Source organism: Verrucosispora sp. WMMA2044, from assembly GCF_027497155.1.
Taxonomy (GTDB): Bacteria; Actinomycetota; Actinomycetes; order Mycobacteriales; family Micromonosporaceae; genus Micromonospora; species Micromonospora palythoicola.
In genome coordinates, this window is the sequence record NZ_CP114913.1 from 6232702 (window position 1) to 6252762 (window position 20061).

20 protein-coding genes are annotated in these 20061 nt (G+C 71.6%); 10 read left to right on the top strand and 10 right to left on the bottom strand.

All coding sequences use genetic code 11. The features are described from left to right. Nucleotides 1-144: 144 nt before the first annotated feature. Nucleotides 145-909, bottom strand: a complete 765-nt coding sequence (locus O3597_RS28265; RefSeq protein WP_164448494.1) for a maleylpyruvate isomerase family mycothiol-dependent enzyme — start codon at nt 907-909, stop codon at nt 145-147. A 70-nt stretch (nt 910-979) separates the two neighbouring features. Here O3597_RS28265 and O3597_RS28270 point away from each other — a divergent pair, with 70 nt between their 5' ends. Continuing rightward, nucleotides 980-2062, top strand: coding sequence for a UDP-N-acetylmuramate dehydrogenase (locus O3597_RS28270; protein ID WP_281602923.1), 1083 nt, complete (start codon nt 980-982; stop codon nt 2060-2062). A gap of 136 nt (nt 2063-2198) precedes the next feature. Here the strand turns inward: O3597_RS28270 and O3597_RS28275 are convergent, their stop codons facing one another. Then, on the bottom strand, nt 2199-3014 hold the full coding sequence (locus O3597_RS28275) for a class I SAM-dependent methyltransferase (protein ID WP_281602924.1): 816 nt from the start codon (nt 3012-3014) through the stop codon (nt 2199-2201). Then, nucleotides 3014-3778 carry an SDR family oxidoreductase gene (locus O3597_RS28280; protein WP_281602925.1) on the bottom strand — a complete coding sequence of 255 codons (765 nt, stop codon included), beginning with the start codon at nt 3776-3778 and terminating at the stop codon, nt 3014-3016. The genes O3597_RS28275 and O3597_RS28280 overlap by 1 nt, the downstream gene beginning before the upstream one ends. Nucleotides 3779-3962: 184 nt before the next feature. Here O3597_RS28280 and mshA point away from each other — a divergent pair, with 184 nt between their 5' ends. The 3 genes from mshA to O3597_RS28295 all read left to right on the top strand — a co-directional run bounded on the left by mshA (nt 3963) and on the right by O3597_RS28295 (nt 6982). Then, entirely contained in the window at nt 3963-5312 is a 1350-nt protein-coding gene (gene mshA, locus O3597_RS28285; protein ID WP_281602926.1) for a D-inositol-3-phosphate glycosyltransferase, read from the top strand. 102 nt (nt 5313-5414) lie between these two features. After that, the gene (locus tag O3597_RS28290) at nt 5415-5948 is read left to right on the top strand and encodes a YbjN domain-containing protein (RefSeq protein WP_164448487.1); all 534 of its coding nucleotides are present in this window, start codon (nt 5415-5417) and stop codon (nt 5946-5948) included. A 188-nt stretch (nt 5949-6136) separates the two neighbouring features. Further along, nucleotides 6137-6982 carry a hypothetical protein gene (locus tag O3597_RS28295; RefSeq protein ID WP_281604657.1) on the top strand — a complete coding sequence of 282 codons (846 nt, stop codon included), beginning with the start codon at nt 6137-6139 and terminating at the stop codon, nt 6980-6982. Between the two features lie 366 nt (nt 6983-7348). On the opposite strand, the gene O3597_RS28300 is transcribed toward O3597_RS28295, so the two are convergent. After that, nucleotides 7349-8662 carry an MFS transporter gene (locus O3597_RS28300; protein WP_281602927.1) on the bottom strand — a complete coding sequence of 438 codons (1314 nt, stop codon included), beginning with the start codon at nt 8660-8662 and terminating at the stop codon, nt 7349-7351. Between the two features lie 52 nt (nt 8663-8714). After that, on the bottom strand, nt 8715-10022 hold the full coding sequence (locus tag O3597_RS28305) for an MFS transporter (RefSeq protein ID WP_164448485.1): 1308 nt from the start codon (nt 10020-10022) through the stop codon (nt 8715-8717). A gap of 151 nt (nt 10023-10173) precedes the next feature. On the opposite strand from O3597_RS28305, the gene O3597_RS28310 reads away from it, so the two are divergent. Further along, nucleotides 10174-10941: a phosphoglyceromutase gene (locus O3597_RS28310; RefSeq protein ID WP_164448484.1), complete on the top strand. Its 768-nt coding sequence runs from the start codon at nt 10174-10176 to the stop codon at nt 10939-10941. 61 nt (nt 10942-11002) lie between these two features. On the opposite strand, the gene phoU is transcribed toward O3597_RS28310, so the two are convergent. After that, complete coding sequence (gene phoU, locus O3597_RS28315) at nt 11003-11653, bottom strand: phosphate signaling complex protein PhoU (protein WP_281604658.1); 651 nt, start codon at nt 11651-11653, stop codon at nt 11003-11005. A 276-nt stretch (nt 11654-11929) separates the two neighbouring features. Between phoU and O3597_RS28320 the strand changes: the two genes are divergently transcribed. Further along, the gene (locus O3597_RS28320) at nt 11930-13093 is read left to right on the top strand and encodes an ATP-binding protein (RefSeq protein ID WP_281604659.1); all 1164 of its coding nucleotides are present in this window, start codon (nt 11930-11932) and stop codon (nt 13091-13093) included. A gap of 57 nt (nt 13094-13150) precedes the next feature. Then, nucleotides 13151-13834, top strand: a complete 684-nt coding sequence (locus O3597_RS28325; protein ID WP_093403456.1) for a response regulator transcription factor — start codon at nt 13151-13153, stop codon at nt 13832-13834. 346 nt (nt 13835-14180) lie between these two features. Here the strand turns inward: O3597_RS28325 and O3597_RS28330 are convergent, their stop codons facing one another. Further along, complete coding sequence (locus O3597_RS28330) at nt 14181-14990, bottom strand: hypothetical protein (protein WP_164448483.1); 810 nt, start codon at nt 14988-14990, stop codon at nt 14181-14183. Between the two features lie 72 nt (nt 14991-15062). On the opposite strand from O3597_RS28330, the gene O3597_RS28335 reads away from it, so the two are divergent. Further along, the gene (locus O3597_RS28335) at nt 15063-16007 is read left to right on the top strand and encodes a Ppx/GppA phosphatase family protein (protein WP_164448482.1); all 945 of its coding nucleotides are present in this window, start codon (nt 15063-15065) and stop codon (nt 16005-16007) included. Between the two features lie 75 nt (nt 16008-16082). Next, on the top strand, nt 16083-16889 hold the full coding sequence (locus O3597_RS28340; RefSeq protein ID WP_269738400.1) for a sugar phosphate isomerase/epimerase: 807 nt from the start codon (nt 16083-16085) through the stop codon (nt 16887-16889). 31 nt (nt 16890-16920) lie between these two features. Here the strand turns inward: O3597_RS28340 and O3597_RS28345 are convergent, their stop codons facing one another. Genes O3597_RS28345 through O3597_RS28355 form a run of 3 tightly spaced genes read right to left on the bottom strand, consistent with a single transcriptional unit; the run spans nt 16921 to nt 18908 of the window. Next, complete coding sequence (locus O3597_RS28345; protein WP_164448481.1) at nt 16921-17478, bottom strand: CGNR zinc finger domain-containing protein; 558 nt, start codon at nt 17476-17478, stop codon at nt 16921-16923. Between the two features lie 18 nt (nt 17479-17496). Further along, nucleotides 17497-18663: a glutathionylspermidine synthase family protein gene (locus tag O3597_RS28350; RefSeq protein WP_281602928.1), complete on the bottom strand. Its 1167-nt coding sequence runs from the start codon at nt 18661-18663 to the stop codon at nt 17497-17499. Between the two features lie 2 nt (nt 18664-18665). Further along, complete coding sequence (locus O3597_RS28355) at nt 18666-18908, bottom strand: hypothetical protein (RefSeq protein ID WP_164448479.1); 243 nt, start codon at nt 18906-18908, stop codon at nt 18666-18668. A gap of 135 nt (nt 18909-19043) precedes the next feature. Between O3597_RS28355 and O3597_RS28360 the strand changes: the two genes are divergently transcribed. Next, complete coding sequence (locus O3597_RS28360; protein ID WP_164448478.1) at nt 19044-19964, top strand: proline dehydrogenase family protein; 921 nt, start codon at nt 19044-19046, stop codon at nt 19962-19964. The last annotated feature ends 97 nt before the right edge of the window (nt 19965-20061 follow it).

Consider the following 20061-nt stretch of genomic DNA (forward strand, 5'->3'; position numbering starts at 1 on the left):
GGAAGGGCTCTGAGAGCGCTCTCACGTAGCCTGCGGTCCGCCCCGGACCGGTGTCAAGAGAGCGCTCTCTCGCGAGGGGTCACAGAATGGCCACGAGCGACCCTCGTCGCACCGGAGGGCCGCTCGTCAGGACGGACGTGCTGATCAGCCGGTGCGGACCCCGTCGAGCAGGGTGCGGTCGCCGGAGACGGTCAGGGTGTCGAAGCTGACCCGTCCCCAGAGCGCCAGCAGCAGATCGCTCGCGGTGCCGGTGACCTGCACCCGGGCGTGGTGGTCGTCATGATCGAGGATGGTGCCGGTGTCGAGCAGGGCGACCCCCTCGCCGCGCAGCCGCAGATACCACTCGTGGTCGGCGTCGGTGGCGGTCAACCGGACCACGCCCGCCCACGGGCCGCCCGACCTGCGCCGGCCCGCCGGCAACCAGGTGTCCAGCACCTCGCTCACCCCGTCGGCCGCGAGCTTGGCCTCGATCGGTTCACCCGCGGCGATGGCGAGTTGGGCGTCCCAGCGGTGCACCGCCGTCTCGTGGGCCATCCGGCGCGGCCAGAAGCCGGCCTTCTTCGGCTGGGGGGCCCAGTTCCATGCCGGCGCCTCCGGATCGAGGGTCTCGAAGAGCGCCATCAGGTCGTCGTACGCCTGCTGCCACTGCTGCACGGCGGTGACGCCCTCCGCCGGCTCGACCGGCTGTGCCCGGCCCTGCCGCGGCGCCGCCGGATCGCCCGAACCGGCCACCTCGTGCACCCACCGGTAGATGCCGGCGAGATGACGGGTCAGGTCGGTCACGGTCCAGCCGGGGCAGGACAGCACGGGTGTCTCGGGCGGTGCCTCGGCCACCGCGGCGGCGAACGCCGGGCCCTCCGCCCGCAGCGCACCGATCCAGAAATCCTTGCTGCCGTGCAATCTGCTCATTGCCATCCTCCCGGGGGTGACCGGGCCACCAGTGGGTGCCACGGCTACCCCTCAGCCTAGGGTGAGAGGCGTGTCTGACGTCTACGCCCAGCCGACAGCCGCCGCGCAACCCGCCAGCACGGACGATCTGGCGCAATACACGACATTGTGCGTGGGTGGGCCGGCCGGCCAGGTGGTCACCGCCACCAATGCCGACGAGATCGTCAGCCGGGTACGCGAGGCGGGCACCGACATCCTCCTGATCGCCGGCGGTAGCAACGTGGTGATCGGTGACGGTGGCTTTCCCGGCACGGTGGTTCTCGTCCGCTCCCGGGGGCTGCGGGTGCTCGCCGAGGACGAGCGGACCGTGACGGTCCGGGTCGAGGCCGGTGAGCCGTGGGACGAGCTGGTCGCCGCGACGGTACGCAACGGCTGGTCCGGGCTGGAGTGCCTGTCCGGCATTCCCGGCTCGACCGGTGCCACCCCGATCCAGAACGTCGGGGCGTACGGGCAGGAGGTCGCCGAGACCATCACCGCCGTGCAGGTCTACGACCGGACGGCCGGAGCCGTCGGGGAGGTCGCGGCGACGGACTGCGGTTTCGCCTACCGGTCCAGCGTCTTCAAGTACAACGACCGCTGGGTGGTGCTCTCGGTGGACTTCCGGCTGGCCCGTTCGCCGCTGTCCGGCCCGGTGCGCTACGCGGAGCTGGCCCGGGCACTCGGCGTCGAGGTCGGTGACCGGGTGCCACTGGCCCAGGCCCGGGCCACGGTGCTGCGACTACGCGCCGGCAAGGGCATGGTGCTCGACGCGGACGACCCGGACACCCGCTCCGTCGGCTCGTTCTTCACCAACCCGGTCCTCGACGCCGCGACGTACGAGCAGCTGCGGCAGCGGGCCGTCGGGCTGGGCGAGCCGCCGGCCTGGCCCGGTGCCGACGACCTGGTCAAGGTCAGCGCCGCATGGTTGATCGACAAGGCTGGTTTCGGCAAGGGACATCCCGGCCCCGAGGGCACCGCCATCTCCACCAAGCACACCCTGGCCCTGACCAACCCGACCGGCACCGCCAGCACCCGGGCCCTGCTCACCCTGGCCCGCGAGATCCGCGACGGCGTCCAGTCCCGCTTCGGCGTAACCCTCCACCCCGAACCCGTCCTCATCAACTGCACCCTCTAACAACCCACCCCCACCCCCCCACCCCCCCACCCCCTCGCCCCCACCCACCCCCACCCACCCTCCTGCCCCCGCCCGCTCGGGTCGATCATGAAGTTGTTGCACCGGGCAAGCGTTTTCCCGGACAACAACTTCATGATCAGCGCGGTGGGGGGTGGAACGGGGTGGGGGAGACTGCGGGCCAGGGGAGGGTGAGGCGGCCGTGGCGCCAGTGGCGAGGGCGGTCGAGGACGGGCCAGCCCTGGGCGCGGACGGCGGAGACGGTGTGCAGCCAGCGTTGGCGGGGGCCGAAGGGGACGTAGCCGGCGGCGGCGTGCCAGGCGTCGTCCAGGGCCCGGATCAGGTCGTGGATCCGCTCACCCGGCACGTTGCGGTGGATCAGCGCCTTCGGCAACCGCTCGGCCAACTCGGCCGGACTCGCCAGGGTCGCCAGCCGGGCGGCCAGGGTCAGCGAGCGTGGGCCGTCGGCATCGAGCAGCACCCAGCCGGCGAGGCGTCCCAACTCGTCACAGGTCCCCTCCACCAGCAGGCCGCCCGGGGCCAGGCCGGCGCACATCGTGGCCCACGCGCCAGCCACCTCGCTCTCGTCGTACTGGCGTAGCACGTTCAGCGCGCGGACCAGGGCGGGACGCAGACCGGCCAGTTCGAAGCCGCCCCGGGCGAAGGTGAGCCCGGGCGGGTCGGCGGCGGGCTGCGCGTCGGCGACGCGTACCGGATCGATCTCCAGCCCGACCACCCGCACGTCGGCGCGGACGCGTGCGGCGAGCCGGGCCCGCAGCTCCACCGCCGTCACCGGGGCCGCACCGTAGCCGAGGTCCACCACGAGGGGGTCCGGTGCGGCGCGCAGCGGGTCGGCGCAGGTCTCCACGATCCAGTTGTCCACCCGCCGCAGCCGGTTGGGCCCGGTGGTACCCCTGGTGACCACGCCGAGCGGCCGGGACGCCGGCACCACCATCAGCCCGTCCGGTGCACCTTGTGCTGGGCGGCCTGGGCCAGCGGCCGGACCACGAGCCGGTCCACGTTGACGTGGTGCGGGCGGGTGGCGCACCAGGCGATGCAGTCGGCGACATCCTCGGCGAGCAGCGGCTCGGCGACACCGGCGTAGACCGCCTCCGCCCGCTCGACGTCCCCGCCGAAGCGGGTCAACGAGAACTCGTCGGTCTTCACCATGCCCGGGTCGATCTCGATCACCCGCACCGGGCGCCCGCACAGCTCCAGCCGCAACGTGCCGGCGACCGCCGTCTGCGCGTGCTTCGCCGCGGTGTAGCCGCCCCCGCCCTCGTACACGGTGAAGCCGGCGGTCGACGAGACGACGACGATCGTGCCCGCCCCCGAGGCCTCCAGCATCGGCAGCAGCGCCTGGGTGACCCGCAGCGTGCCGAGCACGTTGACGTCGTACATCCACTGCCAGTCACCGACCGCGCCGGACTCCACCGGGTCCAGCCCGCGTGCGCCACCGGCGTTGTTCACCAGGACCGTCACCGGCCCGCCGGCCTGCTGCGCGGCCCGGGCGAGGCCGGCCACCGACTCGTCGGAGGTGACGTCACAGCTCACCGCGGTGGCGGAGCCGCCGGTGGCGGTGATCTCCTCGACCAGTTCGACAAGCCGGTCGGTACGCCGCGCCGCGGCGAGCACGTGGAAACCCTCGCCCGCGAGCCGCCGCGCGGTGGCGGCGCCGATCCCGCTGGACGCTCCGGTGACGATCGCGACACGACTCATCCGGCCATTCTCGCTCCCCGCCGTGCGACCGCCGGCGGCGCGGTCGCCATGAGGTCGGTCACGCCCAAGACCCTGCCCGACGTATTTCCCGCCGCCGATCGGGAAGATGACATCCGGCGTGGCGTGTTTACGCAGGAGCGCCGGTCGTGCGGGGACGGCATCAACCGTGGCAAAGGGAGCGGACGTGGCGGAAGAGCACACCGGTGTCGGGCGTCAGCGGGGTTCCCTGCCGTGGCCGCGACCCCGGCGGATCGCGACCCTGTCGGTGCACACCTCACCGCTGCACCAGCCGGGCACCGGGGACGCGGGCGGCATGAACGTCTACATCCTTGAGGTCTCGCGGCGGTTGGCCGAGGCGAACGTCGAGGTCGAGATCTTCACCCGGGCCACCTCGGGTGACCTGCCGCCGGTGGTGGAGGTGGCCCCAGGCGTGCACGTCCGGCACGTGATGGCCGGCCCGCTCGAAGGCCTGACCAAGGAGGAGCTGCCCGGCCAGCTGTGCGCGTTCACCGCGGGCGTGCTGCGCGCCGAGGCGGCCCGCCCGCCGGGCCACTACGACCTCATCCACTCCCACTACTGGCTCTCCGGCCAGGTGGGCTGGCTGGCCAAGGACCGTTGGGGGGTGCCGCTGGTGCACACCGCGCACACCCTGGCCAAGGTGAAGAACGCGCAGCTGGCCGCCGGTGACCGGCCGGAGCCCAAGGCGCGTGTGATCGGTGAGGAACAGGTGGTCGCGGAGGCCGACCGGCTGGTCGCGAACACCCGGGTCGAGGCGCGGGACCTGATCGGCCGGTACGACGCGGACCCGACGCGGGTCACCGTGGTCGAGCCCGGTGTGGACCTGGAACGGTTTCGTCCCCCAGCCGGCGACCGGGAGACCGCCAGGACCGCCGCCCGGATCCGGCTGGGCCTGCCGACCCGTGGCCACCTGGTCGCGTTCGTCGGCCGGATCCAGCCGCTGAAGGCACCCGACGTGCTCGTCCGGGCGATCGCCGCCCTGCGGGCCCGGGATCCCGAGCTGGCCCGTGAGGTCGCGGTGGTGATCTGCGGCGGCCCCAGCGGCACCGGGCTGGACCGGCCCACCGCGCTGATCGAGCTGGCCGCCTCGCTCGGTGTCACCGACCGGGTGCACTTCCTGCCCCCGCGTACCGGAGCGGAACTGCCCCTGCTCTACCAGGCGGCCGACCTGGTCGCGGTGCCGTCGTACAACGAATCCTTCGGCCTGGTCGCGCTGGAGGCCCAGGCGTGCGGTACGCCGGTGGTGGCCGCGGCCGTCGGCGGACTGGTCACCACGGTGCGCGACCAGGTCAGCGGGGTGCTGGTGCGCGGACACGACCCGGCGGACTGGGCGGCTGCGCTGGCCCGCCTGCTGCCCGACCGGGCCCGCCGGGCCGAGTTGTCCGTCGGCGCCGCCCGGCACGCCCGGGATTTCTCCTGGCACCGCACCGCCGCCGGCCTGCTCGCCGTCTACGGTGAGGCGGTCGCCGACCACCGGGCCGGCCTCACCGCCGAACTCACCGCCTCCCGCTGTTGACGCCGAGACGGGCCCGCTCGCGCCGGGCCACGTGCCACCGGACAGCGCCGGACCACAACGGTGCCCGGGCGGTGCGGTGCTGGTCGCCGTAGAGTTGGCCGGATGAGCGACCTCGGGGCACTTATCGAGTCCGTCTGCGCGGAGCGGGAACTCGCCTGCGAGTCCACCGGCCCCGGGTCGTACGCGGTGACCCTGCCCGGTACGCACAAGCTCAAGACGATCTGCAACCTGATCGTCGGCGAGCACGCGCTGCGGGTCGAGGCGTTCGTGATGCGCCAGCCGGACGAGCGGCGCGAGGAGCTGTGGGCCTGGTTGTTGCAGCGCAACGCCAAGATGTACGCCGTGTCGTTCTCCATCGACGCGGTCGGCGACGTCTACCTCACCGGTCGGGTGAACCCGGACGCGGTCGACGCCGACGAGCTGGACCGGCTGCTCGGCGCGGTACTGACCTACGCCGACGAGTCCTTCGACACGATGCTGGAGATCGGGTTCGGCAGCTCGATCCGCCGCGAGTGGGAGTGGCGGGTGAAGCGGGGTGAGTCGACCGCCAACCTGGCAGCCTTCGCGCACCTGTTCGAGCCCTCGGCGGGGGCCCGGTCGACTCCGCCGACCGCCGGAGGTTCGGACCGCTCCTGACGGGTAAGCCGCAGCGCGCGGTGCGGCGTTGGGACCCGCCGCGCCGAGACGGCGAGTGGCGAGGAGCGTGAGCGTCCATGGCTCAGCGAAGCAGCTCGGGTCGCGGCGGGACCGCGACCAGGACCAAACGGCAGGGTGGCAACCAGACCCCGAACACGCCGAGGATCTCCGAGTCGGAGATCGCCCGGATGCGGGTCGACGACATTCGGGGACAGCTGCGGCGGCACGGGGTCTCCGGCATCTCCGCCCTGCGGAAGCCGGAACTGGTGAAGACACTGACGAAGACGTTGCGGTCCAGTGGCGCCGGGCGCCGCAGCAGCGGTCCGGCCGGCCGGGCCGGCGCCACGAAGAGCTCCGGTGCGAAACAGGCGGCGTCGGGCCGTACCGCGTCGGGGCGGGCCAAGGCGGCGCCGGCGAAACGGGCCGCGCCGGGGCGGAAGGCGACCGGCGCGGCGGCCAAGTCGACCGCCGGCACGGCCCGCAAGACGACGAGTGCGGCACGCAGGTCCACGACGGGTACGGCGCGAAAGAGCACGGCGGGCGCGCGGAAGTCGACGCCGCGCGGGTCGGCCCCGAGCGGCACGACGGCCGGTGGGGCCACCCGCGCCCGCAAGGCGGCACCAACCCGCCGGCCGGCCGAGGCCCGGCCGGCCCGTGGTGGCGCGGTGCGTACCGGGCGCTCGACGTCCCGGTCGGTCCGGTCGTCGCAGGTGATCTCCTCCCTCCAGGACCGGCCGGAACGCCCCGGCCGCAGCCTGGTCACCACCAACCACGACGTCATCCGACGGTGGGCCCGGGAGCGGGGAGCCAAACCGGCGACGATCAGCGGTACCGAGCGCGAGGGCCGGGCCGGGGTGCTGACGTTCAACATTCCGGGTTACCGGGAGAGCAGCCGGATCCGCGAGATCACCTGGGACGAGTGGTTCCACACCTTCGACCTGCGTCGGCTGAATCTGATCTATCAGGAGCAGATGCGGGACGGCCGGCCGAGCAACTTTTTCCGCACCGAGTCACCCGATCGGGAGGACGGGTGAGAGGTTTGCGGGAATAGCGCTCGGGTACCCGCAGTTGGCCTTGACCGAGGGCCTAAGCGCCGTCTCGAAAGGGATCGCGCTGTGACGGGCGAGACAGTCGCTCAGGTTGAATCGCGAGGTCGGGCCCCACTAACTTTATTGCACCGTGCCACGCTCGGAACCGTTCGGGGGAGCGGCGGATCGATCAGATCTGGACAACCGGGCGAGGCGCGGGGGACGGGTGGACCGACACCGTTGGGGGACGGTGGCCCACCTGTTTGACCGGCGGCGCGAGCGGGCGTCGCTTACGGGGGTGAGTGTCGCCCGCCGCCGCCGGTCGTACGACGTGACATGCCCGGCACGGTCCGTGCCGGGCATGACGCGTCTTCACGCCTGCCCGGCCAGCGACGCCTCGGCCGGTTCCACCTGGCGCCGCAGGGTGGCCACGCGGCGTTCCCGTGACGGCCCGGCGAGCAGGTGCACACCGGCGGCCAGCAGACCCAGCGCGCCGACCAGCAGCCAGTGCCCGTCGCCCCACCGTTGCAGGCTGAAGCCGCCGAGCGTCGGCGCGAGGAACGACGCCGCCGGGAAGGCCAGGTAGAACACCGACTGGTAGCGGGCCCGCAGTGCCGGTGGTGCCAGGTCCGCGTTGATCTGTGCGTTGGGTGGCGCGGCCAGCATCGAGCCGACCGTCCAGACCACGCAGGCGCCCAGGTAGAACGCGAGGTGGTCGGCGATGGCGAGCGCGCCGAAGCCGACGGCGAGCAACGCCGTCGACAGGGCCAACACGTGAGCCTTCCGGTGACGGTCGATCAGCCGGGGTACGAAGAGCTGCCCGAGCACGATCAGGACGCCACCGAGAGCCACCACCGCGCCGTACGACGACGGCCCCAATCCGTCGGCACGCATGGCCAGCGGCATGATCGTCGACGCCTGCATGGTCAGGACGGCCAGCACGAAGGTCAGTCCGACGAAGACCAGGAAGTGCCGGTCGGTCAACGCGGTGTGCAGGCCGGGACGACGCGGACCTCGGGCGCCGACGACCGGATTCGCCCCCGGTTGCCGACGGGCCAGGGTTTCCGGGACCTTCCAGGCGATGAGCGCGGCGGTGGCCACCGTGGCGACGGCGTCGACCAGGAAGAGGGCCACGTAGCTGGCCTCCGCCAGCAGACCGGCCAGCATCGAGGCGACGGCCATGCCGAGGTTGAAGGCCCAGAACTGCAGGTTGAAGGCGCGGGACCGGCGATGCTCGGGCACCACGTCGACGATCGCGGCGACGAAGGCCGGGCTCGGCATGGAGTGCGTCACCCCGACCAACAGGGCGAGCGCCGCGATCACGCCGAGGTGCTGGCTGAGGGCCAGGGCGACCATCAGGGCGGCGGTGACCACGTGCGCCGCCACCAGGGTCGAGCGTCGGCCCCACCGGTCGGCCAGCACCCCACCGAGCAGCACCCCGGCCGCACCACCCGCGCCGTACGCGCCGACCACCACGCCGGCCAGCGACTCGCTGGCCCCCCGGGCGGCGGTCAGGTAGAGCGACAGGAAGAGCATCGCGAACGCGCCGGCCTTGTTGATCAGCAGGCCGGCCCAGAGAAACCAGAAGGTGGCGGGTAACCCACCCGCGGTGTCGGTCAGCCAGCGACGAAGCGCCCCGACCTGCGGCGGGTCGTGCCGCGCGACCTTCCCATTCTGTTCGGACACCTAACAGATCTTGCCCGGATCGCCGGACCGGAGCGGCGCCGGGTGGCGCGGCTCACCCCCGCGAGGTGGCCACCGGCTCGGCGGCCTGCGGTGCGGCGGGCTGCGGTGCGGTCGACTGCACCGTCACCACGGGGGCCGCACCGGCGGTACGCAGGGCGACGGCACGCCGCTCCCGCGCCGGTCCGGACAGCAGGTGGCCCACCGCCATCACCAGACCGATCACGGCGCAGCCGGCCCAGAGAGTCGCGTTGCCGGCCTGCTCCCGCACCAGCCCGCCGAGGATCGGCGCCGCCGCTCCGGCCAGTTGCCAGGAGAGCGAGAAGACGCCCTGGTAGCGACCGCGTAGTTCGGCGGGGGAGAGCTCGGCGATGAGGGTGGCGTTGGACGGCGAGTTGAGCATCTCGCCGAGGGTCCAGATCAGCACCGTGACGGCGTAGAACCAGGCGACCTCGGCGAACGCGGTCAACCCGAAGCCCACGCCCATCACCACCGCGGCCAGGGCGAGCACGTGTGACCGGCTGCGTCCCTTGATCAGCCGAGGCACGAAGAGTTGACCGGCCACGATCAGCACGCCGTTGAGTGCGATCACCGACCCGTACGTGGCGGGGCTCAGGCCGGAGTCGGCCATCGCGATCGGCAGCATCGAGATGTGCTGAAGGAAGACCAGCGCCCCGAGCAGGTTCAGGGCGACGAAGCCGAGGTACACCCGGTCGGTCAGGATGGTCCGCAGGGCTTTCGCCGGCACGCCGCCGCGTGGCATGCCGACGGTGATCGTCCGGGTCTCCTTGACCTTCACGAAGATGATCAGCGCGGTGACCACGGTGGTGGCCGCATTGACCACGAAGAGCAGCAGGTAACCGGCCTGCGCGGCGAACCCGGCCAGCACGGCGGCGCAGGCGAACCCGAGGTTGATCGCCCAGTAGTTGAGCGAGAAGGCCCGCAGCCGGTCCCGCTCCGGCACCACGTCGATCATCATGGCACCGAACGCCGGGCGGGCCGCCTCGGCGAAGAGGCCGAGCAGCAACGCGCCCGCCGCGACCGTCCACAGGTCACGCGCGAAGCCCAGGGCGAGCATCATCGTCGCGGCGCCGAGATGGGCGGTGAGCAGGGTCGGCCGGCGACCCCACCGGTCGGTCAGGGTGCCGCCGGCGGTGGTGCCGACCGCACCGCCGACGCCCCAGGCGCCGAGCACCAGACCGGCCTGCGAGGCGGAGAAGCCGCGTTCCTGGGTCAGGTAGATGGCGAGGAAGACCAGGACGAACGAGCCGAGTCGATTGATCAGCGTGCCCGTCCAGAGGTACCAGAAGGTCCTCGGTAGCCCACCCGTGGTGTCCCGGAACCAACCCCGTATCGCGCGCACGCCGGCGCCCCCGTTTCCGTAATGCCTGATGATCTATTGGATCCTTACCAACCTAGTGGTGTGCCGGAATCAAGGTCACCCGCATTTCCACGTGTTGGTCGTCACCACCCTTCGCGCGCGTGCCCCAGCGGGTTGCGGCAGGATGATCGGCATGACAGCTAGCGAGGGACCCACCGTCGGGACGCTGGTCCTGCTGCGCCACGGCGAGAGCGACTGGAACGCCAAGAACCTCTTCACCGGCTGGGTCGACGTCGACCTGACCGCGAAGGGGGAGGACGAGGCGCGTCGCGGCGGCGAGCTGCTGCGCGAGCACGGCCTGCTGCCGGACGTGGTGCACACCAGTGTGCTGCGCCGCGCCATCCGGACCGCCGAGTTGGCGTTGAACGCCGCCGACCGGCACTGGATCGCGGTGCGCCGGTCGTGGCGGCTCAACGAGCGCCACTACGGCGCGTTGCAGGGCAAGAACAAGAAGCAGACCCTGGATGAGTACGGCGAGGAGCAGTTCATGCTCTGGCGTCGCTCGTACGACACCCCGCCGCCGCCGATCGCGGACGACGACGAGTGGTCGCAGGTCGGCGACCCGCGGTACGCGTTGCTGCCGACCGAGCTGATGCCGCGTACCGAGTGTCTGAAGGACGTCGTCGAGCGGATGCTGCCGTACTGGTACGACTCGGTCGTGCCGGACATCCTGGCCGGCCGCACGGTGCTGGTGGCCGCGCACGGCAACTCGCTGCGGGCGCTGGTCAAGCACCTGGACCAGATCAGTGACGAGGCGATCGCGAAGCTCAACATCCCCACCGGGATTCCGCTCCGCTACGACCTGGACCCGCTGCTGCGTCCCCAGACGCTGGGCGGGACCTACCTCGACCCGGAGGCCGCCAAGGAGGCTGCCGCCGCCGTGGCCAACCAGGGCCGCTGAGCCGGCCGAGCCCGATTGTCGGAAGGGCCCCCTGCGTTGACCGGGGGCCCTTCCTCGCGCCTCAGGGGGAGGTGACCGGTTCGCCGGTGATCAGGTAGACCACGTGTTCGGCGCTGTTGACGGCGTGGTCGGCGAAGCGCTCGTAGAAACGACCCAGCAGGGTGGCGTCGATGGCGGTCTCCACGCCGTACGGCCAGTCCGCGCCGAGCAGCACCCCGAACAACCCCTTGTGCAGCTCGTCCATGGCGTCGTCGTCGCGGTCCAGCTCGGCGGCGAGATCGGCGTCGGGGTGGGCCAGCACCGAGGCGATCTTCTCGGCCATCCGGTCGGCGATGCCGGCCATGTCCGTGAAGACCGGACGCAACTCGGCCGGCACGGCCGGGGACGGGTGCCGGCGTAACGCGGTCTTGGCGACGTGGTCGGCCAGGTCACCCATCCGTTCCAGATCGGCGGCCACGTGCAGCGCGGTGATCATGGCGCGTAGGTCGGAGGCGACCGGTGCCTGGCGGGCCAGCAGGTCGCAGACCCGCTCCTCCACCTGACGGTACAGTCCGTCGATCTCCTCGTCCCGCTCGATGACGGACTCGGCCGCCCGGCGATCGGCGGTGAGCAGGGCCCGGGTCGCCTGTCGCAGCGCCGCCCGAACTCCCTCGGCCATCTCGACAAGCAGTTGGCTGACGGCCTCAAGTTCGGCCCGGAACTCGTCGCGCATTCTCACGTCCTGTCCATCGGGGCCGGCGATCCCGCCGGCGGGTGTTCGCGCAGGTACGCCCGCCAAGCTATGACTCCCGGGCGGACCGGAGGTGAACGCTGATGAACTGCGCCGGACGCGCGGGTGAACTTTCCCGGAAGTGAGAGTGCTTCGTCCTGTTCTGGGCGATAGCCAGGTTAACAATGACCCTACGATCGCCGAGTGACGTGGGCGGTGACGGTGGGTGTGGCGGCGGCCCTGGTGGTCGGGGTGGTCGCCGGCCTTTGGTTGTCCCGCATGGTCCCGTTCGGCAAGGGGAGGCTCGCGATCGTCGACGAAGTGCAGGTCGGGCTCGGCCGCCGCGCGATCGATTCGCTGCGCGCGGGAGTCGTGGTGCTCGACGCGGACGATGTGCCCGTACTTGTCAATCCGGCCGCGCGGGCGATGGGGCTGCTGCGGACCGGTGGCCGACCAGGTTCGATCATGGCGCATCCGCTGGTCCGTACCCTGGCGGGGCAGGTACGGCGCACCGGTGTGCGGCGCGAGATCGAGCTCGACCTGCCCCGGGGCCGCGACAACGCCGGAGAGAACCCGCTCGGCGTGCACCTGCGGGCGATGGGACTGGGCAACGGCTACATCGCGGTGGAAGCGGCCGACGTGACCGAGTCACACCGGTTGGCCCGGGTACGCCGCGACTTCGTGGCCAACGTCAGCCACGAACTGAAGACTCCGATCGGTGCGTTGCAGTTGCTCGCCGAGGCGCTGCTGGACGCCACCGAGCCGGCCGGTGAGGGTCGGCCGGATCTCTCCGAGGACCTGGTCGCCGCCCGGCGGTTCGCCGAGCGGATCCAGCACGAGTCGACCCGGTTGGGGCGGCTGGTGCAGGAGCTGCTGGAGTTGACCCGGCTTCAGGGCGCCGAACCGCAGCCGGCTCCCGAGCCGGTCGCGGTGGACTGGGTGATCTCCGAGGTGATCGACCGCACCCGGACCGCCGCCGCGGCCCGCCGGATCGAGGTGACCGTCGAGGCGGAGCGGGGCCTGACCGTTTACGGCAGCGACAACCAGCTCGCCACGGCGGTGGCGAATCTGGTGGAGAACGCCCTGAACTACTCCGGCGAGGACACCACGGTTCGGATCGCCGCCCGGACCGCCGGGGAGCAGGTGGAGATCGCCGTCACCGACCAGGGCATCGGCATCGCCCCCACCGACGTCGACCGCATCTTCGAACGGTTCTACCGGGCCGACCAGGCGCGGTCGCGAGCGACCGGCGGCACCGGCCTCGGGCTGGCGATCGTCAAGCACATCGCGAGCAACCATGGCGGCCGGGTGGAGGTGGCGAGCACTCTTGGTGGTGGGTCGACGTTCACTCTCCGGCTGCCCGCCCGTCCGCCGGACGACCTGCTGGCGACACTGCCACCTGCTGGGATCGAGGCCGGTCCGGCCGAGCTCCGGCAGGTCTGAACCGCACCTGGATCAGGCTGGGCGCCCGCCCGGTCCGACCGATGAAAGGAAACGCCGTTGAGTCGCGTTCTGGTGGTCGAGGACGAGGAGTCGTTCTCGGACGCACTGTCGTACATGCTCCGCAAGGAGGGGTTCGAGGTCTCCGTGGCCGCCACGGGGACGTCGGCCCTCACCGAGTTCGACCGGACCGGCGCCGACATCGTCCTGCTCGACCTGATGCTGCCGGAGATGTCCGGTACCGAGGTCTGCCGGCAGCTGCGCCAGCGCTCGCACGTGCCGATCATCATGGTCACCGCTCGGGACAGTGAGATCGACAAGGTGGTCGGCCTGGAGATCGGGGCCGACGACTACGTGACCAAGCCGTACTCGCCCCGGGAGCTGGTCGCCCGGATCCGCGCGGTGCTGCGCCGGCAGAGCCCGGAGGCGCCCGAGTCGGGCGCGCCGACGCTGGCCGCCGGTCCGGTCCGGATGGACATCGAGCGGCACGTGGTGACCGTCGACGGCGGTGCGGTGCAGTTGCCGCTCAAGGAGTTCGAGCTGCTCGAACTGTTGCTCCGCAACGCGGGTCGGGTGCTCACCCGGGGCCAGTTGATCGACCGCGTCTGGGGTGCCGACTACGTCGGTGACACGAAGACGCTCGACGTGCACGTGAAGCGGCTGCGCTCGAAGATCGAACCGGAGCCCTCCACCCCGCGCCACATCGTCACGGTGCGCGGTCTCGGCTACAAGTTCGAGCCCTGATCGGACCGGCCGTACCCGCTCCTGACCGCCGTCGTTGATGACGGCCTGTCACGACCTGGTGTAGTTGCGTTGCGTAACCGCACAGCCGCCTACCCAGTGCTCTGTTCCGCTCCTTTGCTCTGCTTACGTATACGCACAACTCGCTGACCAGGACTTATGTGGTCGCTTCGCGGCTGACGTGCGCAACGCCGACCACGCAGAGCTACCTGTGCGTATAGGTAAGCAGAGCAAAGGCGGCGAGGGGGTTGGTCGGGTCGGATGCGGATGGTTACCCGGTGTGAGAGCTTGTTTGCCTCGGCGCGTGGCCAGGCCGACCGGCGGGTGGACTCCGCGTGACGCCCGCGCGTCAGGCGCCGTCGGCCGGGTGCGGGGCGACGAGGCCCTGCCGGGTCCGCGCCGCGCACAGTTCGGCCAGTTTCGCGTACGCGGGCTCGCCGACGAGCGCGGTCAGCTCCGGGGCGTACGACAGGTACATCGGGTCGGCACCGACGTGCGCGTCGGTGGAGGAGGTGCACCACCAGTCGAGGTCGTGCCCGCCGGCACCCCAGCCGCGCCGGTCGAACTCGGCAAGCGTGGACACCAGCACCTTCGTGTTGTCCGGGCGCTTCACCCACTCCTGGTCCCGGCGGACCGGCAGCTGCCAGCACACATCCGGCTTGTACTCCAGCGGATGCGCCCCGTCGCGCAACGCCTGGGCGTGCAGTGCACAGCCGCCACCGCCCGGGAAGTCCGCGTCGTTGAGGAAGACGCAGGGCCCGTCGGCATCGCGGGTGGCGGTACGCCGGGCCGGTGTCTTGCCGTCGACGGTGTCGTTCGCCGTCCAGTTCTTGAACCCACGCCGATAGTGCTGCCAGGTCTGCGGGGTCAGCCGCTTCGCCGCGGCGCGTACCCGCGACTCGTCGTCCGAGTCGGTGAAGAACGCACCGTGCGAGCAGCAGCCGTCGGCCGCCCGGCCGGCGATGATGCCGTGGCAGCCCTTGCCGAAGATGCAGGTCCACCGGGACAGCAACCAGGTGAGGTCGGCCCGGATCAGGTGTCGTTCGTCCGCCGGGTCGACGAACTCGATCCACTCCCGGGGGAAGTCCAGCGGCACCTCCCGGCTGCGCGGGTCGGCCGGGTCGTCCACCAGCACACGGAGTTCGATCTGCCCTGTCACCCGGCCAGCGTACGCGTGGTGCGGCGGGCAGGTCGCCGAGTGGCGCGAACCGGGTGGGCCTAGGGTTCTCCCATGCGACTGGGTGTCCTCGACGTCGGTTCCAACACGGTGCACCTGCTGGTGGTCGACGCCCACCGTGGCGCGCACCCGTGGCCGGCGCACTCGGAGAAGGCGGTGCTGCGTCTCGCCGAGCAGATCGGACCGGACGGCGCCCTTCGCGAGGCCGGCGCCGACGCCCTGGTCACGGCGGTGGAGGCGGCGCGTACGTCAGCCGCCGGTCTGGAGGTCGACGACCTGATCGCCTTCGCCACCTCCGCGGTACGCGACGCCACGAACGCGGCGGAGGTGCTGACCCGGGTGCGGGACTCCACCGGCGTACGGCTGGAGGTGCTCTCCGGCGCCGACGAGGCGCGGATGACCTTCCTCGCGGTCCGGCGGTGGTTCGGTTGGTCCGCCGGGCGGCTGCTGGTGCTGGACATCGGTGGCGGCTCGCTGGAGATCGCGGCCGGTATCGACGAGGATCCGGACGTCGCGGTGTCGCTGCCGCTGGGTGCCGGTCGGCTGACCCGGGACCGGCTCGACGTGGATCCGGACAGCACCGCCCCGCCCGCGCCGGAGACGGTGGAGCAGTTGCGGGAGTACGTCGACGCCCACCTCGATCCGGTGGTCGAGCGGATGACCGAGGTGGGGTGGGAACGGTCGGTGGCGACCTCCAAGACGTTCCGTACGCTGGCCCGGCTCGCCGGTGCGGCACCCAGCGGGGCCGGGCTCTGGGCCCGCCGCCGGCTCACCCGGTCCGGGCTGCGACAGGTGCTCGGGTTCATCCGGCACATCCCGCCCGCGCAGCTTGTCGAGCTGGAGGGGGTCAGCGCGGGGCGCGCCCACCAACTGCTGGCCGGTGCCGTCGTCGCCGAGTCGGTGATGCGTCGACTCGGGATCGACGCGCTCGACGTCTGTCCGTGGGCGCTGCGGGAGGGTGTGATCCTCAGCCGACTGGATCGACTGACTCCGGTGTGATGCTGATCGTCCCGGCTGTCTGTTTTGCCGGTTCTCGTCATGATGCCCGACCGCATCCCGGCTACCCTCGATGGCGTGACTTCCCGCGTCCCGGTGCTCCTGTCCAGTTCCTCGGTCTTCCCTGAGCGGACCGCGGCGGCGTTTCAGCTGGCCGCCACGCACGGTTACGACGGCCTTGAGGTGATGGTGTGGACCGACGCGGTCAGCCAGGATGCGGGCGCACTGCGCGGGCTGTCCGATCACTACGGAGTGCCGGTACTCTCCGTGCATGCACCGTGTCTGCTTGTCACGCAGCGGGTGTGGAGCCCCGACCCGTGGGAGCGGCTGCGCCGGGCGGCGGTGCTGGCCGAGACGTTGGAGGCGCCGACCGTCGTGGTGCACCCGCCGTTCACCTGGCAGCGGGAGTACGCACGCGGCTTCGCCGAGGGGCTCGATCGGGTGGCCGGCGAGTTCGGCGGCCTCCGGTTCGCGGTGGAGAACATGTATCCGGTACGGATGGCCGGCCGCCAGTTCGTCCCGTACGTGCCTGGTTGGGATCCCACCGAAGCCGGCTACGCCTCGTACACCCTGGATCTGTCGCACTGCGCGGCCTCGCACAGCGACGCCTTGGCGATGGCCGACCGGATGGGCGACGGTCTGGCCCACGTGCATCTCGGCGACGGCACCGGCGAGGGACGCGACGAGCACCTGGTGCCGGGGCGCGGCAACCAGCCCTGCGCCGAGCTGCTGCGCTCGCTTGCCGGGCGGGGCTTCTCCGGTTCGGTGGCGGTGGAGGTGACCACCCGGGGCGCGAAGAGCCGGCAGGTCCGTGAGGCGGACCTGCGCGAGGCGCTGGCCTTCGCCCGGCAGCACCTCAGCACGCCGTCACCGGTCGACGCCTGAGAAACGGGCCGGGACGGCCCGTGATCGCAGGTCAGGGAACCGGCGCCAGCGGGTCCGGCTGGCTGGGCACGGCGGCCCGCTTGCGGGCCCGGTGCGCGGCCACGTGTGAGCGGGTGGCGCAGCGCTCCGAGCAGAACCGCCGGCAGCAGTTCGACGAGGTGTCCAGGTAGACGTTGCCGCAGCGGTCGTCGGCGCAGACGCCGAATCGGGCGCTGCCGTACTCGCACAGCCACACCGACAGGCCCCACACCGCGCCGGCCAGATATTCCGAACTGACCGAGGCACCCCGGCTGGTCACGTGCATGTGCCAGTCGCTGGAGTCGTGCCCCGAGATGCGCGGCTGCACCGGGAACGCCTCCAGCAGGGAGTTCAGCTCGCTCACCGCCTCGGCGTCGCGCCCCGAGGTGCCGTACTCGAAGACGTCACGCAGCCGCTTCTGCGCGCGCCGGAAGGTCGGCAGGTCCCGTTCCGCGACCTCGTCGCGCATCCACTCCTGGTCGTCGCAGAAGATGGCGCGCAGATCGTCGAGATCGTCCAGGCGCGCGTTGACGAGGTCAACCCCGGTCCGGGCGTACGCGTCGAAGTTCACGCCCCAACGGTAGACGACTCACTGCGGGCGTGGCGCGTCGATGTAGTGCGGCAGGAACCGCGCGTAGCCGTCGGTGATCAGGCTCGCGCTCTCCCGCAGCCCGGCACCCGCCGACTCCCCGTCGACTGTCCAACTGCCCAGCACCAGACGGCTCCCGGCGAATTCGGGCAGCGCCCGGAACTCCTGGTAGCAGTAGCCCTCGTCGCCGTAGTCGCCCGGATTGTTGATCTCGCCACCGGGGGTGACGATCCGCACCGCGGCGCCCTCCCGACCGAGCAGCGGCTTGGCGACGTACTCGGACATGCCGCGCGGCGAGTCGAGGTACGCCGGCAGCAGCAACTCGTGCCCCGGGTACAACTCCCACAGCACGGCCAGCAGCGCTTTGTTGGACAACAGCAGCTTCCAGGCCGGCTCGATCCAGGTGGTCGGGGTGCCCGGCCGCAGCGCCAGTGGGCCGTACGGCTCGGCGAGCATCCACTCCCACGGGTAGAGCTTGAAACAGGTGGTGACCGGGCGGTCGTCGGTGTCGATGAAACGCCGGCCGTCCCAGCCGAGATCCTGGATCGGCAGGAGTTCGACGTCCAGCCCCGCCTGGCGGGCGGTCTCGGCCAGGTAGCCGGCGGTCATGTGGTCCTCGCCGGTCTCCTCCTCGTTCGACCAGACCACGTGCACCCGCCGGTCGTACAGCTCGGCGCCGATCTTCGCCCAGCTGCCCACGAGCCGCTCGTGCAGGCTGTTCCACTGGTCCAGGTCCGGTCGGGTGTGCTCCAGCCAGTACCACTGGATGATGCTCGCCTCGACCAGGGCGGTCGGGGTGTCGGCGTTGTACTCCAGCAGCTTCGGCGGCCAGCTGCCGTCGTACCAGAGGTCGAAGCGGCCGTAGAGGGTCGGCGGCGTCTCCCGCAGCGAGCGGGCGACCGCCTCGGCCGCCCACGCCGGGATGCCGAAATCGGCGTACCGGTTACGCGCCACCACGTGTTCGGCGGCGGCCACCGACATGCGGTGCAGCTCCTCGGTGGCCTCCTCCAGCCGCAGCACCTCGTCCAGCTCGAAGGCGTACGTGGCGGTCTCGTCCCAGTACGACATCACCCCGCCGTCGGGCAGTTCCGTGTCGACGTAGACCAGGCCCTGCTCCCGGATGGTGGTGTCCCAGTCGGGGCGGGGTGTGGTCGTCTCGCGACGCACGCCTAGCCGCCGCAGGAGGCGAGGTGGGTGCCGAAGCCGCCGCGCTCGGGCACGGCCGCGCCGACCGGCTCGGGCGCGGCACGGCCGGCGCCGGTCTCGGCGGCGGGGGCCGGCACCCGCAGGGCCAGGGCCACCGTCTCCCCGCCGCCGGCCGGGCCGAGGGCGCAGTCGTCATCGTCGTCGTCGGAGGTCATGTTGCAGCCGGAGAGGGCGAGCGCCAGCGCGGTGATGGCGCCAAGCTGCACGGAGGCCGATCGGAGTCGGCGGCGAGGGCGTTGTTCCACGACATGGTTGTAACCGATGAACGCCATCCCGTCCGCCCCGGGCCGGGGGGTGACGGGGAAGGTACCTGGCGGTCGGGTGGGCGTTACGCTCGGCTCATGCTCCGTTCCGTCATCCTCGCCGCCTCCCGGTCAACCCGGGTCGAGCGGCTCGTCGCGACGGCCCCGTTCTCCCGGGACGTCGTCCGCCGGTTCGTCGCCGGCGCCAAGACCGACGACGCGTTGCGCGCGACCCGCGAACTCGTCGACGACGGTCTCGCGGTCACCCTCGACAATCTCGGCGAGGACACCGTCACCGGTGAACAGGCCAACGCCACCCGGGACGAGTACCTCACGTTGCTGCGGATGCTCGCCGAGGCGAAGCTGACGCCCGCCGCCGAGGTGAGTGTGAAGCTCTCCGCGCTGGGCCAGGCGTTCGACGAGCAGCTCGCGTACGACAACGCCCGGGCGATCTGCGCTGCCGCCGAGGCGGCGGGCACCACGGTCACCCTGGACATGGAGGACCACACCACCACCGACTCGACCCTGGACATCCTGACCAAGCTCCGCAAGGACCACCCGTCGACCGGCGCGGTGCTGCAGGCCTACCTGCGGCGCACCGAGTCCGACTGTCGCGAGCTGGCGTCGGCCGGGTCGCGGGTGCGGCTGTGCAAGGGCGCGTACCGGGAGCCGGAGTCGGTGGCGTACCAGTCCGCCCGCGAGGTCGACAAGTCCTACGTCCGGTGCCTCAACATTCTGATGTCCGGGGACGGCTATCCGATGCTGGCCACCCACGACCCACGCCTGATCGCGATCGGTGAGGACCGGGCACGCTGGTTCGACCGTGACCCCGACCGCTTCGAGTTCCAGATGCTGTACGGCATCCGCCCCGAGGAGCAGGCCCGCCTGGTCGGCGAGGGTTACACGGTGCGCACCTACGTGCCCTACGGCGACGACTGGTACGGCTATCTGATGCGCCGGCTCGCCGAGCGTCCCGCCAACCTGGCGTTCTTCGCCCGCGCGCTCAGCTCCAGGAAGTAGTCCTCGTCCGTGGCCGCACCGCCGGTCGACAGGGTCCGGCGGTGCGGGGCGCATCCTTGACGTTGTTGGCTAATGCCATTAGCCTTCTGGCTATGAT

Coding starts and splice junctions, on each gene's coding strand:
- O3597_RS28265 (WP_164448494.1), bottom strand. CDS start 909: ATGAGCAGATTGCACGGCAGCAAGGATTTCTGGATCGGTGCGCTGCGG.
- O3597_RS28275 (WP_281602924.1), bottom strand. CDS start 3,014: ATGGTGGTGCCGGCGTCCCGGCCGCTCGGCGTGGTCACCAGGGGTACC.
- O3597_RS28280 (WP_281602925.1), bottom strand. CDS start 3,778: ATGAGTCGTGTCGCGATCGTCACCGGAGCGTCCAGCGGGATCGGCGCC.
- O3597_RS28290 (WP_164448487.1), top strand. CDS start 5,415: ATGAGCGACCTCGGGGCACTTATCGAGTCCGTCTGCGCGGAGCGGGAA.
- O3597_RS28295 (WP_281604657.1), top strand. CDS start 6,137: ATGCGGGTCGACGACATTCGGGGACAGCTGCGGCGGCACGGGGTCTCC.
- O3597_RS28310 (WP_164448484.1), top strand. CDS start 10,174: ATGACAGCTAGCGAGGGACCCACCGTCGGGACGCTGGTCCTGCTGCGC.
- phoU (WP_281604658.1), bottom strand. CDS start 11,653: ATGCGCGACGAGTTCCGGGCCGAACTTGAGGCCGTCAGCCAACTGCTT.
- O3597_RS28320 (WP_281604659.1), top strand. CDS start 11,930: ATGGTCCCGTTCGGCAAGGGGAGGCTCGCGATCGTCGACGAAGTGCAG.
- O3597_RS28335 (WP_164448482.1), top strand. CDS start 15,063: ATGCGACTGGGTGTCCTCGACGTCGGTTCCAACACGGTGCACCTGCTG.
- O3597_RS28360 (WP_164448478.1), top strand. CDS start 19,044: ATGCTCCGTTCCGTCATCCTCGCCGCCTCCCGGTCAACCCGGGTCGAG.